This window comes from Streptomyces capparidis (assembly GCF_054782095.1).
Window position 1 is genome coordinate 1 of the sequence record NZ_BAAGTD010000040.1, and the last position, 14,416, is coordinate 14,416.

Genomic DNA, 14,416 nt, shown 5'->3' on the forward strand with positions numbered 1-14,416 from the left:
CGCCCGCGCCGCGGCCGGGCCGCCGGCCGCGGCCGCGCCCGCGCCGCCCGCCGGGGTAGACGCGGCCCGCTCCCCGGCCTGCGGCGACGCGCGTCACGGCTGCCTCCGCGTCCGGGTGTCGCGCTCCTCGCGCAGGCAGCGGCGCAGCGGCTCCGGGTCGAGTCCGCCGTTGCACGCCTCGTACAGCAGCCGGGCGAAGACGTAGTCGGGATCGGCGGCCAGGGCCAGGCGGAACGCGACCCGCGCCTCCGTCTCGTCGCCGGAGGACCACGCCACCCACCCGGCCAGGGTGAGCGGCGCGGCGCCGTGCTCGGCGTAGCGCCCCACGCAGCGCCGGGCCAGGGCCCGCCACAGCCGCAGCGCGGGACCGGTGTCGGGCAGCTCCATCCACTCGGCCGCCCGGTCCCTGGCGTTGCGGTCCTGAAGACCGATGATCACGGCGGCCGCCTCGTGCTCGCCGAGGACGGCGTCGTCGCGCGTGTCGTCGTCGGCCTCGCTGCCGCCACCGGGCGGGGTGCGGCGGAACCGGTCGAGGGCCGCCGCCAGCAGCACCGCGGTCTCCTCCCGGACCTCCTCGGCCACGGCGCGGTCCACCAGGCGCGGCACCAGCTCGGCGCACGTCTCGTCCAGCGCCCGCTCCTGCGCCTCGGCGGCGGCGCCCGTGAGCGGGGCGAACCTGGCCTCCATCTCCCGCAGGGTGCCGCGCACCCGCAGCCCCGCGTACGCCGCGGTGGCCGCCATCACGGACGTGCCGAGCGCGCCGACCGGGGTGCCCTCCGGCGGGCAGCAGTCGGTGCCGGGGCAGACGTACGACCACCACCTGCCGTTGCTGAGGCACAGCGCCTCCCACACGGGCACGTCCAGCGCGCCGCACTCCGTGCGCAGGTGCTGGGCGAGCGGGCGCAGCCGCTCCATGACCGCCCGGCCGTCCTCGCGCTTGTCCGGCTCCCGGCACAGGAAGGCCAGGACGCCGTCCGGCTTGCCCGGGCGCCGCCCGGTGCCGCTCAGCAGGTGGGCGGCGAGCTGCTCGGCGGTGCCCGGCCAGTCGGCCGGATCCAGGGGGACGGCCGCGTGCAGGCGGGCGCCGAAGCGGCTGTGCGGGCGGTGCAGCGCCATGAGGACGACGCTGTCGACGGGGCGGAAACCCAGCAGGTAGGGCAGGGCGTCCGCCAGCTCGGCGGGGCTGCGGAGCGTGACCGCGGGGACTCGGTGGACCTGGGAGATCGTCGTCTTCGGTGTCATGACCCGAAGGTCCCGCAGCCGAGGGCGCCGTGGGGCGCCGAAAACGAATCTGTGGATAACTACCCTAAGTAATATAATCTCCATCATCCGAGCGGGTGAATGCCGCGGAGTTTTCCACAGTTCCGGCCGTCCGGCGGGGCCTCGCCGACGCGATGTCGCTCCCACGCGGTTACATGGACGGCATGACTGACGCAGTCCACCTCACCGACAGGGCAGCCGTCCGGGAGCGGGCCGACGCCGTGCTGCGCGAGCTCGTCGGCGATCCCGGCGGCGGCGCACGACTGCGCGAGGACCAGTGGCGGGCGATCGAGGCGCTGGTGGTCGACCGGCGCCGGGCGCTGGTCGTGCAGCGCACGGGGTGGGGGAAGTCCGCCGTCTACTTCGTGGCCACGGCGCTGCTGCGGGCCGCGGGCGCGGGGCCGACCGTGATCGTCTCCCCGCTCCTCGCCCTGATGCGCAACCAGATCGAGGCGGCCGCCCGCGCCGGCATCCACGCCCGCACCATCAATTCGGCGAACGTCCACGAGTGGGACGCGGTCCGCGCCGAGGTGCGCGAGGGCGCGGTGGACGTGCTCCTGGTGAGCCCGGAGCGGCTGAACAACCCCGACTTCCGCGACCAGGTGCTGCCCGAGCTCGCCGCCACCACCGGCCTGCTCGTGGTGGACGAGGCGCACTGCGTGTCCGACTGGGGCCACGACTTCCGCCCCGACTACCGCAGGCTGCGCACGATGCTCGCCGAGCTGCGGCCGGGCGTGCCGGTGCTCGCCACCACGGCCACGGCGAACGCCCGGGTGACGGCGGACGTCGCCGAGCAGCTCGGCACCGGGACGGACGGGGCCGGGGACGGGGCCGCCCTGGTGCTGCGCGGGTCGCTCGACCGGGAGAGCCTCACCCTCGGCGTCCTGCGCCTGCCCGACCCGGCGCACCGCCTGGCCTGGCTGGCCGACCACCTCGACGACCTGCCGGGTTCCGGCATCGTCTACACCCTCACCGTCGCCGCGGCGGAGGAGGTCGCCGCCTTCCTGCGGGAGCGCGGGCACCGGGTCGCCTCCTACTCGGGGCGCACGGAGGACGCCGAGCGGCGCGCCGCGGAGGCCGACCTGCTGGCCAACCGGGTCAAGGCCCTGGTGGCCACCTCCGCGCTCGGCATGGGCTTCGACAAGCCCGACCTGGGATTCGTCGTCCACCTGGGCTCGCCCCAGTCCCCCATCGCCTACTACCAGCAGGTCGGGCGCGCGGGCCGCGGCGTGGAGCACGCGGAGGTGCTGCTGCTGCCCGGCCGGGAGGACGAGGCGATCTGGCGCTACTTCGCCTCGCTGGCCTTCCCCTCCCAGGAGCAGGTCCACGCCACCTTGGAGGTGCTGGCCTCCGCCGCGGGCCCGGTGTCCACCCCCGCGCTCGAGGCCCGGGTGGACCTGCGCAGATCCCGTCTGGAGACCATGCTCAAGGTCCTGGACGTGGACGGGGCCGTGCGCCGGGTGCGCGGGGGCTGGACCGCCACCGGCCGGCCGTGGACCTACGACGCCGAGCGGTACGCCCGGGTGGAGCGCGAGCGCCGGGCCGAGCAGCAGGCCATGCGCGACTACGTGGCCGGCGACGGCTGCCGCATGGAGTTCCTGCGCCGCCAGCTCGACGACGAGGAGGCCGCGCCGTGCGGCCGCTGCGACAACTGCGCGGGCACCCGGTACGACACGGCCGTGTCCCCCGCCGCGCTGGACGCCGCCCGCGCGGCGCTGGGCCGCCCCGGGGTGGAGGTGGAGCCCCGCCGCATGTGGCCCACCGGGCTGGCCGACGCGGGCATCGCGCTCAAGGGCCGCATCCCCGCCGGTGAGCAGGCGTCCACCGGCCGCGCCCTCGGCAGGCTGTCCGACATCGGATGGGGCAACCGGCTGCGCCCCATGCTGGCCCCGGACGCTCCGGACGGCCCCGTGCCGGCCGAGGTGGTGGACGCGGTGGTCCGGGTGCTCGCCGACTGGGCCCGGGGCCCCGGCGGCTGGGCGTCGGACGACGCGGACGCCCCCGAGCGGCCGGTGGGGGTGGTGGCCGTCGCCTCCGCCCGCCGCCCGCAGCTTGTGGAGAGCCTCGCCGAGCGGATCGCCGCCATAGGCAGGCTGCCGCTGCTCGGCAGGGTGGAGTACACCGAGGCGGGGCCGCCGCGCGCCGCCCGGAGCAACAGCGCCCAGCGGCTGCGGGACCTGGTGGACGCCTTCACCGTGCCGCCGGAACTGGCCAAGGCCCTCGCCACGGCCCCGGGCCCGGTGCTCCTGGTGGACGACATGACCGACACCGGCTGGACCCTGACCGTCACCGCCAGGCTCCTTCGCCGGGCGGGGGCCACGGCGGTGCTGCCGCTGGTGCTCGCGGTGCAGGGGTGAGGAGGAGGCAGCGTCCCGGGGTGTGAGGGTGCGGCCGGGTCCCGAGGCGTGAGGGGCGGCACGGGCAGGGCGCGGGGTGCGGCCGGGCGGGGCGGGGTGCGGCCGGCAAGGAGGGGCCGGGGCCGAACGGACCGGCGGAGAGGAGGTGCCGCGGGGGAGAAAAGCGGCGTCGGGGGGAGGAGACGGGCGCACGGACAGGACGTGGGAGCGGGTGCCGCCAGGTGCTCATTGCCGCGGGTAGGGCGCTGCGGGGACAATTGAACGGTATCCGAGATCCGGCTGGGGCGAGAGCCTCGTCCGTCCGCGCCCCCGCGTGCGCCCTGGGGCGTGGGTGCGAGAAGGGAGGAACCGTGACCACCGGTCTCGCGCCCGTATCCAGCGGGTCCTCGCCCCACGCCATGCGCAGCCTGGAGCCGGAGGAGTGGTCCGGGATCGGGATACCGCTGCTGCGGGATCCGCGCGGCGTGGTCAACGACCTGCACGTCCGTCATCTGCCGAGCGCGTCCACGGCCGTGGTCGCCGTGCTCGACCACGAACAGCGGCTGGTGGCCAGCGCCTCCTTCGCCCAGCGCCAGGGCATGAACGACGGCTGGGAGCACCGCAACGCGCTGCTGTGGCACCTGCGCCGCGTCGTCCCGCACGACCTGCGCCGGCGCACCCCGGTGCGCACCGGGGTGCTGATGCTGTGCCGGGAGGGCGCCCCGGGCTGGACGGAGGCGGACGGGGCCTGGATGTGGGGGCTGCGTGACGCGTGCACCCTGCACGGGCTGCGCTGCGGGCCCTACATCGCGCTGACCCCGCACGGCTGGCAGGTCATCGGGGACGGTCGGGGCGGGCGGAACCCGCACGCGGGCTCCTGGGCGGAGCAGGCCGCGGACGGCGCCGCCCTGCGGCCGGTGGCCCGGCCCCTGGGCGCGCTGCGCCGCAACGCGGCACGCTGACGCACCGCCCCCCGGCGGGCGGGCGGCGGGCGGCGCCGGACGAGCGGTGGCCGCCGCGGATCCGGGCGGGCCCGGGGCTCGGCGGCCGGGTCGCGGTCAGGCGCCGAGCAGGGCGCGGATGCGGTCGGGGTCGCCCACGACGGTCAGTTCGGTGCGGGCCCTGGCCAGCGCGGCCGGCAGGGCACGGGCCGTCTCCTCGTCGGAGCCGCCGTTGACGGCGAGCACGACGTACGGCCTGCGGGCGGCGCGCTCGGCGGCGGCGTGCGCGTAGAACACGTCGCCGCCCTCGTCCTGCTGCTGCCAGTAGGACTCCTCCCCGAAGGACAGCTCGTGGCTCTGCCAGGGGTGCGGGTCCCCCGTGGCGAGCACGAGGATGTCGCCTGGGGCGCGCCCGGCGTCGAGCAGCTTGTCCACGGTCTCGTCGGCCACGTCGAGCGCGGTGGGCGTGGTGGCCGGGACGAGCTCGATCCGTGCCGTCTCACGGGTGGAGCGGGTCTGCGGCACGGCGCCGCGGGAGTGGCCGGGGTGGCCGGGGCCGGGGTGGGTGACGCGGTTGCCGCCGCGCTGGGGCGTGGGCCGGGGCGCTGCGGGACGGGGACCAGGGGCCGGAACAGGGCGAGGGGCCTGTGCGGTACGGCCGGCTGCGGCCGGTGCGACGCGGGGCCCCGGGACACTCTCGCGAATCTGCGGCTCCTCAGGGATGAGAGGCATAACCGTTGTCTATCAAATGGAGCGCGGAACCGCAGCGGCGCCCCTCCCTCCGAGTCCGAATCGAAGCCGATCTGAGCTCAATCGTCACCCGGTGAAAGTCAGTCAGAATCGTTCACCAACCGAGTTCCAGTTGTTCCTGTTCGACAACGGGAGCCCGGTTCTTCTTCAGGTGGCGCCACTTGGGCAGCGCGTCCATGTAGGCCCACGACAGCCGGTGGTGCTCAGTCGGGCCGTGCTCGGCGAGCGCCTCGCGGTGCACGGGGGAGGGGTAGCCGGCGTTGTCCTCGAAGCCGAACGGCCCGTGCTCGGCGGCGTAGGAGGCCATGAGCGCGTCGCGGCGCACCTTGGCGAGCACCGAGGCCGCGGCCACGGAGACGCAGGAGCGGTCGCCCTTGATCACGGTGCGCACCCGCCAGGGCCCGCCGAGGTAGTCGTGCTTGCCGTCGAGGATCACCGCGTCCGGCCGCACCGGCAGCGCCTCCAGGGCGCGCAGTGCGGCGAGCCGCAGCGCCGCCGTCATCCCGAGCTCGTCGATCTCCTCGGGCCAGGCGTGGCCGAGGGCGAAGCCGCGGACCCAGCCGCCGAGTTCGGCGGCCATCTCGGCGCGGCGGCGCGGGGTGAGCAGCTTGGAGTCGGTGAGCCCCTCGGGGGGCCTGCGCAGCCCGGTCACCGCGGCGCCGACCGTGACCGGTCCCGCCCACGCGCCGCGGCCCACCTCGTCGATCCCCGCCACGATCGTCGCTCCGAAGTGGCGCAGGGAACGTTCGACGCTGTGGGTGGGGGGTTCGTACGGCGGCATGCCCTCAAGCCTAGTGCGTGGGCGCGACGGGTCCCGCGGGCGCCCGGGACCCGTGCGGGGCCGCCGGGCGGGGCGCCGTCAGGAGGCGGGGACCCACTCAGGCAGCGGCTCGGTGCGCTCCGCCCAGGCGGCGGGAGGGTGCCCCGCGGGCGCGGCCGCCACGATGCCGCCGACGATGGCGCAGGTGGTGTCCACGTCACCACCCGCGCGCGCGGTGGTCCAGAACGCCTCGCGGAAGTCCCCGAGGTGGCGGGCGGCCGCCCACAGCGCGAACGGCACCGTGTCCTGCGAGCTGGTGCGCCTGCCGCAGCCGAGCACGGCGGCGACGGTGGCCACGTCGCCGTAGTCCAGCATGTCCCGGGCCCGCCTGGTGCCCATGTGCACCGCGCTGCGCGGCACATGGTCCAGCACCTCGCCGAGCAGCGCGGACGGGTCCGGCGGTGTTCCGGCCGCCGCCACCAGGCAGGCGGCGACCGCCACCGCGACCGCGCCCGCCACCGCCTCGGTGTGCGTGTGGGTGACCGCGGCGGAGCGCTCCGCCTCGCGCGCCGCCTCCTCGGGCGCCCCGGCGAACCAGGCGCCGAGCGGCGCGACCCGCATGGCGGCCCCGTTGCCCCACGAGCCCTGCCCGTTGAAGAGCCCGGCGGCCAGCTCCCGCCAGTCGCCGCCCTCCCGCACCAAGCGCAGCATGCGGTTCACGGCCGGGCCGTAGCCGCGGTCGAAGTCGTGCCGCTCGGCGAAGGAGCGGGCCAGCGCGTCCTCCTCGATCCGCCCGTGGGCGGCGAGGACGGACACCACCGAGCAGGCCATCTCCGTGTCGTCCGTCCACTGCCACTCCCCCGGCGGCAGCGACCTGCCGCCGAGCGCCTGCCGATTGGCGGGGACGAAGAACTGCGAGCCCAGGGCGTCCCCCACCGCGAGGCCGCGCAGGCTGGCGCGGGCGCGGGCGAGGCTGTCCCCGCGGGACCCCCCGGGGCCGGGGCCGCCGGGGCCGTCGTCGCGGAGGCGGGGGTCGGGAGTGCGGTCGGTGGTGCGGGCGGTGCCGGGGTCGCCGGAGCGGGAGCTGCTGGTGTCGGGGGTCATCGCGACGAACTCTGGCACCGCCGCCCACCACGGTCAATCACCGCGCACCCGGCCTCACCCCCTCGGTCCGCACGGTTCCCTCCCGGTCGCCGGCCGCGCCACGGCGCGGCCCGCGCGCAGCTCGAGCCGAGCCCCGGCGAACCGCTGCCGCAGGCGCCGGTCGTGGGTGACCAGCACCAGGACGCCGCGGTAGTCCGCCAGAGCCTGCTCCAGCTCCTCCACCAGCACCGGCGACAGGTGGTTCGTCGGCTCGTCGAGCAGCAGCAGGTCCACCTCCCGGGCCAGCAGGCCCGCCAGGGCGAGACGGCGGCGCTGCCCCGCGGACAGCGACCCCACCGGCACCCGCAGGTCCTCCGGCCGGAACAGGCCGAACGACAGCAGCGGCTCCGCCGCGTCCCGCGGGTGGCACCCCAGCGTGCCGGCGAAGGCGGCGAGCAGGCTCCGCTCCGGCGCGGTCACGGGTGTCTCCTGGCGCAGCAGCCCGACCCGCCCGTGCCGCCGCACCGTGCCCTCGTCGGGCGCGAGCTCTCCGGCGAGGACCCGCAGCAGCGTGCTCTTGCCCGCGCCGTTGGGGCCGTGGACGAGCAGGCGGTCCCCGGCGCGCAGCGCCAGGGCGTCCACGCTCAGCCGGTCGCCGACCCGGACGCCGCTCAGCGAGACGACCTCGCCGCCCTCGCCCGCGCCGCCGCCCCCGCCGGGACCGGACAGCCCGGCCGAGAAGCGCAGCGGGTCCGGGGGCCTGGGCACGGGGTCCTCCCGCAGCCGCCTGAGCCGCTCCCGGGCGTTGCGCACCCTGCTGGACACGGAGCTCTGCACCCGGCCCCGGTCCCGGTCGTACGCCACCTTGTTGCGGTCCTTCATCACCCGGCCCTGGGCCACCCGGTGCGCGGTGGCCGAGGCGAAGACCGTCAGCTCCTCGACCTCCTCGCACCAGGCCCGGTACTCCTGCTCCCAGCGCCGCCGGGCCGCGGCCTTGTCGGCGAGCCAGTCGGCGTAGCCGCCGCCGTGGCGGGCCACCGCGCGCCGGTCCGCGTCCACCTCGAGGATCACCGTGGCCACCCGCTCCAGGAAGACGCGGTCGTGCGAGACGGCCACGACCGTGCCCCGGTGGGCGCGAAGCTGGTCCTCCAGCCAGGTGAGGGCGGCGCCGTCCAGGTGGTTGGTCGGCTCGTCGAGCAGCATGACCTCGGGCGCGGCGGCCAGCAGGCAGGCCAGGCCCAGGCGGGCCTGCTCACCGCCCGAGAGACTGCCGAGCGCCCGCTCCCGGCCCACCCCGGCCAGGCCGAGGGCGTGCACGGCCTTGTCGACCCGCGCGTCGGCCTCGTAGCCGCCGCGCAGCTCGAACCTCGTCAGCAGCTCGCCGTACTCGGCGAGCTCCGCCTCGCTCCCGGCGGCCAGGCGCGGTTCGAGTGCGCGCAGCCGCCGCTCCATGGCGCGCACCTCCGCGAGGGCGGCGTTCACCGCGTCCTGGACGGTGCGGTCGGGGGGCAGCTCGGGCGTCTGGGTGAGGTGGCCGATGCCGCCGTCGGCCACCGCGACCACCTCTCCGTCGTCGGGCGTCTCCGTGCCCGCGAGCAGCCGCAGCAGCGTGGACTTGCCCGCTCCGTTCTCCCCCACCACGCCGACCCGCTCACCGGGGCGGACGGTGAAGGAGACCCCGTCGAGCAGGGGGCGGTCACCGTAGGACTTGGACACTCCGTGAAAGGACAACTGAGCGGGCACGGGCACCTCCGGACGCATACGGGCATGGGGGGCGGAACGCGGGTACGCGTCGAAGGAGCATGGCCGGGTGGACCTCCTGGTCGAGGGGACGGGCAGCCGGGATCGCGCGGCCCGTAAGCGGAACCGAGCAAAGACTACTCGTGTTGCGTTAACTTGAGGATGCCACACTCCGCCCGCCAAACGCAACAGGAGTCTCCTTTGCCGACGCCCCCTTCGCCTTCCGCGCCTCCCCCGCCTCCCTCATCACCCCCGCCTTCATCACCCCCACCCTCATCGCCCCCTCCGCCCCCCTCCCCACCGGGCAACCCCTCCCCACCGTCCAGCCCCTCGCCGAGCGACCCCTCCCCACCCCCCGGCACCGTCCGCCCCGGTGGCCGCACCGCCAGGACCAGGGCCGCCGTGCGGGACGCGACGCTGGCCGGGCTCGCCGAGTTCGGCTACGCGGGGCTCACCGTGGACTACGTCGCCGAGCACTCCGGGGTGCACCGCACCACCGTGTACCGCCGCTGGGGCGGGGTGGACGGACTCGTGGTGGACGCGCTCGACCTGGCGGGCGAGGACGGCTGGCGCGCGCCGGACACCGGCTCGCTGGAGGGCGACCTGCGGGAGCTGGCCCGGGAGGTGCTGGAGACGTTCACCGACCCGGAGCGCGGGGCGGCGCCGTCCGCGCTGATCTCGGCCGCGTTCCAGTCCGAGCGCGCCGCCGGCGCCCTGCGCGCCTTCTTCGCCGACCGCCACACCCGCTGCTCGGCGATCGTCGCCCGCGCCGAGGCGCGCGGCGAGGTCCCCGGGGGCACCGACGCCGAGGCGGTCGTCCGCGCCGTGACCGCGCCGCTGTACTTCCGGCTGTTCATCACCCGCGAGCCCGTCGGCGAGGACACCGCCGAGCAGGCCGTGGGCGCCGCGCTCGCCGCCGCGCGGGCGGGGGTGTTCAGCGCCGCGCGGGGCTCGTGACGTCGGCGGCGGGCGAGGGCTCGTCCGGCTCGGTCCGCGCGCGGGCGTGCAGGAAGCGGGCGGTGGCGGTGTCGGCGGGGAAGTACGCCTCCACCACGATCTCCTCCAGGGTGATGTCGAAGGCCGCGCCGAAGGTCGTGATGGTGTTGAAGAAGCAGAGTTCCGTCCCGCGGTGCTGGACGCGGATGGGCAGGGCCACGTCGGCGGGGTCGGGCCCGGGCGGCTCGTCGCCGCGCTCGTCGGGGCCGCCGGGCGGGTAGGACAGCAGCTCCTCGTAGAGCACGCTCAGCCGCGGGTCGCCGGTGAGCGCCACCTGGCGGGCGAGCCGGGAGAGCAGGAAGTCGCGCACCCGCGGCAGGTTGCGCAGGCGCGGGGCCAGGCCGCGCGGGTGCAGCCCGAGCCGCATCATGTTGACCGGCGGGGTCAGCAGCTCCGGGTCCACGCCGTCGAGGAACACGTCCACCGCGGAGTTGGCCAGGACCAGGTTCCAGCGGCGGTCCACCACCAGCGCCGGGTACGGCTCGTGCCCGCGCAGCACCCGCCGCAGGGCCTCCCGCGCCTGGGCCATGTCCGGGTCGTCCCAGCGGCGCTCCAGGTGGGCGGGGGCGTGGCCGGCCGCGACGAGCAGGCGGTTGCGCTCGCGCAGCGGCACGCCGAGGTGCCCGGCCAGGCGCAGCACCATCGGGCGGCTGGGGATCGTCCGGCCGGTCTCGACGAAGCTGACGTGCCGCGGCGACACCTCCGCCCGGATGGCCAGTTCGAGCTGGCTCAGCCCCCGGCGGTGCCGCCATTCGCGCAGGAGTTCCCCGACCGGGCGGTCCTGGTTCATACGCGGGTTCTACCAAAGAGCCGTGCCCCGACGCCATTACACGGCATGTAATCGACACCGAAGCGAGCCAGGGGCGAGGGTTCGGGCATGAGCGAGAACAAGCCCACTCGGGCGGAACTCAACAGGAAGCTGTTTCTCCGCGCGTTCGCGCGGTTCGCGGAAGGGAATGTCGAGGCCCTGCGGGAGGTGCTCGCGGAGGATTTCCTCGACCACAGCCCGGGAAACCCCTCGGGGCGGGACGCGTTCGTGGAGTTCGTCGCCGCCTCCCCCACCGCGGGGGCCCGGCTGGAACTCGCGCGCGTCGTCGCCGACGACCAGTACGTGGTGGCGCATTACCGGATGACACCGGCCGCCGGGGAGGACGCCGTGGCGGTCGTGGACATCTGGCGGCTGGAGGACGGCCTGATCACCGAGCACTGGGACGTCGTCCAGCCGGTTCCGGAGCCGGCGCTGACGCCGAACGGGATGTTCTGAGCCGGGCCCGCCGGGAGGCGAAGCGGCGGGCCCGCGGACGGTGAAGGGGATCGACCACGAAGGTCGATCCCCTTCACCGCGCGAACGGTCAGCGGCGACCGCCGGCCGGCCGGCGCGGGCCGGACGGCGTCAGCCGCAGGACCTCACCGGACGGCACCGGCCGGGCGCGCCCGCCTTAGCTGCACCCGCTCGTCGAGCCGCACCCCTCGCACAGGTAGCAACTGCCCGCGCGGCGCATCTTGGTGCCGCAGGAGAAGCACAGCGGGGCGTCGGCGTTCAGGCCGAGCTGGATCTCCACCAGCTCCGTGGAGCTGTGCGCCTCCCGCGGGGCCGCGGAGGGCTGCGGGGCGGCGGGCTCGGCGGCCGGTGCCGAGGACGGCGACGGCGCGGCGGGCGCGGCCTGGCGCGGGGCCGACTGGGCCAGGCCCTCGACGTCCAGGTCCTCCTCCGCGGGCTCGTAGGAGCCGGTCTCCAGGTGCCGCTGGCGCTCCTCGGCGGAGTGGATGCCCAGCGCGGAGCGGGTCTCGAACGGCAGGAAGTCCAGCGCCAGGCGGCGGAAGATGTAGTCGACGATCGACTGCGCCATCCGCACGTCCGGGTCGTCGGTCAGGCCCGCCGGCTCGAAGCGCATGTTGGTGAACTTCGAGACGTACGTCTCCAGCGGCACGCCGTACTGGAGGCCCACCGAGACCGCGATGGAGAAGGCGTCCATCATGCCCGCGAGGGTGGAGCCCTGCTTGGACATCTTCAGGAACACCTCGCCCAGACCGTCGTCCGGGTAGGAGTTGGCGGTCATGTAGCCCTCGGCGCCGCCGACGGTGAAGGACGTGGTGATGCCGGGACGGCCCTTCGGCAGCCGCCGGCGCACCGGGCGGTACTCGACGACCTTCTCGACCCTCGGCTCCGCCGCGGGCGCGGCCTCGGCGCCGGCCGCGGCCTTGTCCTCCTTCTTCGCCCCGTCCTTCTGCTTGGCGGAGAGCGGCTGCCCGACCTTGCAGTTGTCGCGGTAGATCGCCAGCGCCTTGACGCCCATCTTCCACGCCTCGAAGTAGATCTCCTCGACCTCCTCGACGGTGGCGGTCTCCGGCATGTTGACCGTCTTGGAGATGGCGCCGGAGATCCACGGCTGGATGGCCGCCATCATCCGCACGTGTCCCATCGGGGAGATCGACCGCTCGCCCATGGCGCAGTCGAACACCTCGTAGTGCTCGGGCTTCAGGCCCGGCGCGTCGATGACGTTGCCGTGCTCGGCGATGTGGGCGACGATCGCCTCGACCTGCTCGTCCAGGTAGCCCAGACGGCGCAGCGCCCGCGGGACCGTGTTGTTCACGATCTGCATCGAGCCGCCGCCGACGAGCTTCTTGAACTTCACCAGGGCCAGGTCGGGCTCGACGCCGGTGGTGTCGCAGTCCATCATCAGCCCGATGGTGCCGGTCGGGGCGAGCACGGACGCCTGCGCGTTGCGGAAGCCGCTCTTCTCGCCCAGGCGGAGCACGTCCTGCCAGGTCTCGGTGGCGGCGGCCCACACCGGGGTGTCCAGGTCGTCCATGCGCTTGGCCTCGGCGTTGGCCTCGGCGTGCTGCCGCATGACCCGCTGGTGCGGCTCGGCGTTGCGGGCGTAGCCCTCGTACGGGCCGACGATGGCGGCGAGCTCGGCGGAGCGCCGGTAGGCGGTGCCGGTCATCAGGGAGGTGATGGCGCCGGCGAGCGCGCGGCCGCCGTCGGAGTCGTACGCGTGGCCGGTGGCCATCAGCAGCGCGCCGAGGTTGGCGTAGCCGATGCCGAGCTGGCGGTAGGCGCGGGTGGTCTCGCCGATCTTCTCGGTGGGGAAGTCGGCGAAGCAGATGGAGATGTCCATCGCGGTGATGACCAGCTCCACGACGCGGGCGAAGCGCTCGACGTCGAAGCGCTGGTTGCCCTGCTCGTCGTCGCGCAGGAACTTCATCAGGTTCAGCGAGGCGAGGTTGCACGAGGAGTTGTCCAGGTGCATGTACTCGCTGCACGGGTTGGAGGCGGTGATCCGGCCGCTCTCCGGGCAGGTGTGCCAGTGGTTGATCGTGTCGTCGTACTGGATGCCCGGGTCGGCGCAGGCCCAGGCGGCCTCCGCCATCCTCCGGAACAGCTTCCTCGCGTCGACGGTCTCCAGCACCTCGCCGGTCATCCGGGCGGTGAGGCCAAACTCGGTGCCGTTCTCCACGGCCTTCATGAACGCGTCGTTGACGCGCACGGAGTTGTTGGCGTTCTGGTACTGCACGGAGGTGATGTCCGCGCCGCCCAGGTCCATGTCGAAGCCCGCGTCGCGCAGGGCGCGGATCTTCTCCTCCTCCTTGACCTTGGTCTCGATGAAGTCCTCGATGTCGGGGTGGTCGACGTCGAGCACGACCATCTTGGCCGCCCTGCGGGTGGCGCCGCCTGACTTGATCGTTCCGGCCGAGGCGTCGGCCCCGCGCATGAACGACACCGGTCCCGAGGCGTTGCCGCCGGAGGAGAGCAGCTCCTTGGAGGAGCGGATGCGGGAGAGGTTCAGGCCGGCGCCGGAGCCGCCCTTGAAGATCATCCCCTCTTCCTTGTACCAGTCCAGGATCGACTCCATGGAGTCGTCGACGGACAGGATGAAGCAGGCGCTGACCTGCTGCGGCTGGCTGGTGCCGACGTTGAACCAGACCGGGGAGTTGAAGCTGAAGATCTGGTGCAGCAGGGCGTGGGTCAGCTCGTGCTCGAAGATGTCGGCGTCGGCCGGGGAGGCGAAGTAGCCGTGCTCCTCGCCCGCGGCGCGGTAGGTGCGCACCACCCGGTCGATGAGCTGCCTGAGGCTGTTCTCGCGCTGCGGGGTGCCGACGGCGCCGCGGAAGTACTTGCTGGTCACGATGTTGACGGCGTTGACCGACCAGAAGTCGGGGAACTCGACGCCGCGCTGCTCGAAGTTGACCGAGCCGTCGCGCCAGTTCGTCATGACGACGTCACGACGTTCCCAGGCCACCTCGTCGTAGGGGTGGACTCCCGGAGTCGTGTGGATGCGCTGCATGCGCAGGCCCTTCTTGGGGGATCCAGCGGCCTTGGCCCCGCGGTTCTTCGAACCGCGTGCCGGGCCGCTCGTCGTCTCTGTCATTGCGCCTCCCTCTGGGCGAAACGCCCTGATGTGCCACCGTTCTTCCCGGTGGACACCGTGTCTCCCGCCGCGACGGGGCCGCGTGGCCGCCGCCGGGCACGTCTGTCCTCGCGGACGCCGGTCACGCCCGCTCCGCCTGCCCTGTGTGGTCTTCGTGATGTTCGTCGTCGCCGGTGA

11 protein-coding genes are annotated in these 14,416 nt (G+C 74.8%); 4 read left to right on the forward strand and 7 right to left on the reverse strand.

Features of this window, described 5'->3' with window-relative positions; genetic code table 11:
• Positions 1-93: 93 nt before the first annotated feature.
• Positions 94-1,242 (reverse strand): DUF4192 domain-containing protein, encoded by a 1,149-nt coding sequence (locus ACYVO2_RS26895; RefSeq protein ID WP_461010594.1) that lies wholly within the window; start codon positions 1,240-1,242, stop codon positions 94-96.
• 182 nt (positions 1,243-1,424) lie between these two features.
• Between ACYVO2_RS26895 and ACYVO2_RS26900 the strand changes: the two genes are divergently transcribed.
• The gene (locus tag ACYVO2_RS26900) at positions 1,425-3,617 is read left to right on the forward strand and encodes a DEAD/DEAH box helicase (RefSeq protein ID WP_461010595.1); all 2,193 of its coding nucleotides are present in this window, start codon (positions 1,425-1,427) and stop codon (positions 3,615-3,617) included.
• Positions 3,618-3,967: 350 nt separating this feature from the next.
• Complete coding sequence (locus ACYVO2_RS26905; protein WP_461010596.1) at positions 3,968-4,558, forward strand: hypothetical protein; 591 nt, start codon at positions 3,968-3,970, stop codon at positions 4,556-4,558.
• A gap of 96 nt (positions 4,559-4,654) precedes the next feature.
• Here the strand turns inward: ACYVO2_RS26905 and ACYVO2_RS26910 are convergent, their stop codons facing one another.
• The 4 genes from ACYVO2_RS26910 to abc-f form a co-directional block, all read right to left on the reverse strand.
• Complete coding sequence (locus ACYVO2_RS26910; protein WP_461010597.1) at positions 4,655-5,062, reverse strand: hypothetical protein; 408 nt, start codon at positions 5,060-5,062, stop codon at positions 4,655-4,657.
• A 319-nt stretch (positions 5,063-5,381) separates the two neighbouring features.
• Positions 5,382-6,068 carry a ribonuclease HII gene (locus tag ACYVO2_RS26915; protein WP_461010598.1) on the reverse strand — a complete coding sequence of 229 codons (687 nt, stop codon included), beginning with the start codon at positions 6,066-6,068 and terminating at the stop codon, positions 5,382-5,384.
• A gap of 78 nt (positions 6,069-6,146) precedes the next feature.
• The gene (locus ACYVO2_RS26920) at positions 6,147-7,169 is read right to left on the reverse strand and encodes an ADP-ribosylglycohydrolase family protein (protein WP_461010599.1); all 1,023 of its coding nucleotides are present in this window, start codon (positions 7,167-7,169) and stop codon (positions 6,147-6,149) included.
• Positions 7,170-7,205: 36 nt separating this feature from the next.
• On the reverse strand, positions 7,206-8,891 hold the full coding sequence (gene abc-f / locus ACYVO2_RS26925; RefSeq protein ID WP_461010600.1) for a ribosomal protection-like ABC-F family protein: 1,686 nt from the start codon (positions 8,889-8,891) through the stop codon (positions 7,206-7,208).
• A 381-nt stretch (positions 8,892-9,272) separates the two neighbouring features.
• Here abc-f and ACYVO2_RS26930 point away from each other — a divergent pair, with 381 nt between their 5' ends.
• Positions 9,273-9,827 carry a TetR/AcrR family transcriptional regulator gene (locus ACYVO2_RS26930; protein WP_461010601.1) on the forward strand — a complete coding sequence of 185 codons (555 nt, stop codon included), beginning with the start codon at positions 9,273-9,275 and terminating at the stop codon, positions 9,825-9,827.
• On the opposite strand, the gene ACYVO2_RS26935 is transcribed toward ACYVO2_RS26930, so the two are convergent.
• Positions 9,805-10,656, reverse strand: a complete 852-nt coding sequence (locus ACYVO2_RS26935; RefSeq protein WP_461010602.1) for a helix-turn-helix domain-containing protein — start codon at positions 10,654-10,656, stop codon at positions 9,805-9,807. The two genes, ACYVO2_RS26930 and ACYVO2_RS26935, sit on opposite strands and share 23 nt — an antisense overlap.
• A gap of 87 nt (positions 10,657-10,743) precedes the next feature.
• Here ACYVO2_RS26935 and ACYVO2_RS26940 point away from each other — a divergent pair, with 87 nt between their 5' ends.
• Positions 10,744-11,130 carry a nuclear transport factor 2 family protein gene (locus ACYVO2_RS26940; protein ID WP_461010603.1) on the forward strand — a complete coding sequence of 129 codons (387 nt, stop codon included), beginning with the start codon at positions 10,744-10,746 and terminating at the stop codon, positions 11,128-11,130.
• A gap of 175 nt (positions 11,131-11,305) precedes the next feature.
• Here ACYVO2_RS26940 and ACYVO2_RS26945 read toward each other — a convergent pair whose 3' ends face one another.
• Positions 11,306-14,239, reverse strand: coding sequence for a vitamin B12-dependent ribonucleotide reductase (locus ACYVO2_RS26945; RefSeq protein WP_461010604.1), 2,934 nt, complete (start codon positions 14,237-14,239; stop codon positions 11,306-11,308).
• Positions 14,240-14,416 lie beyond the last annotated feature (177 nt).

Excerpts from the sequence above, each read along its gene's own strand:
- ACYVO2_RS26895 (WP_461010594.1), bottom strand. The coding sequence starts at position 1,242 with ATGACACCGAAGACGACGATCTCCCAGGTCCACCGAGTCCCCGCGGTC.
- ACYVO2_RS26900 (WP_461010595.1), top strand. The coding sequence starts at position 1,425 with ATGACTGACGCAGTCCACCTCACCGACAGGGCAGCCGTCCGGGAGCGG.
- ACYVO2_RS26915 (WP_461010598.1), bottom strand. The coding sequence starts at position 6,068 with ATGCCGCCGTACGAACCCCCCACCCACAGCGTCGAACGTTCCCTGCGC.
- abc-f (WP_461010600.1), bottom strand. The coding sequence starts at position 8,891 with ATGCGTCCGGAGGTGCCCGTGCCCGCTCAGTTGTCCTTTCACGGAGTG.
- ACYVO2_RS26935 (WP_461010602.1), bottom strand. The coding sequence starts at position 10,656 with ATGAACCAGGACCGCCCGGTCGGGGAACTCCTGCGCGAATGGCGGCAC.
- ACYVO2_RS26940 (WP_461010603.1), top strand. The coding sequence starts at position 10,744 with ATGAGCGAGAACAAGCCCACTCGGGCGGAACTCAACAGGAAGCTGTTT.
- ACYVO2_RS26945 (WP_461010604.1), bottom strand. The coding sequence starts at position 14,239 with ATGACAGAGACGACGAGCGGCCCGGCACGCGGTTCGAAGAACCGCGGG.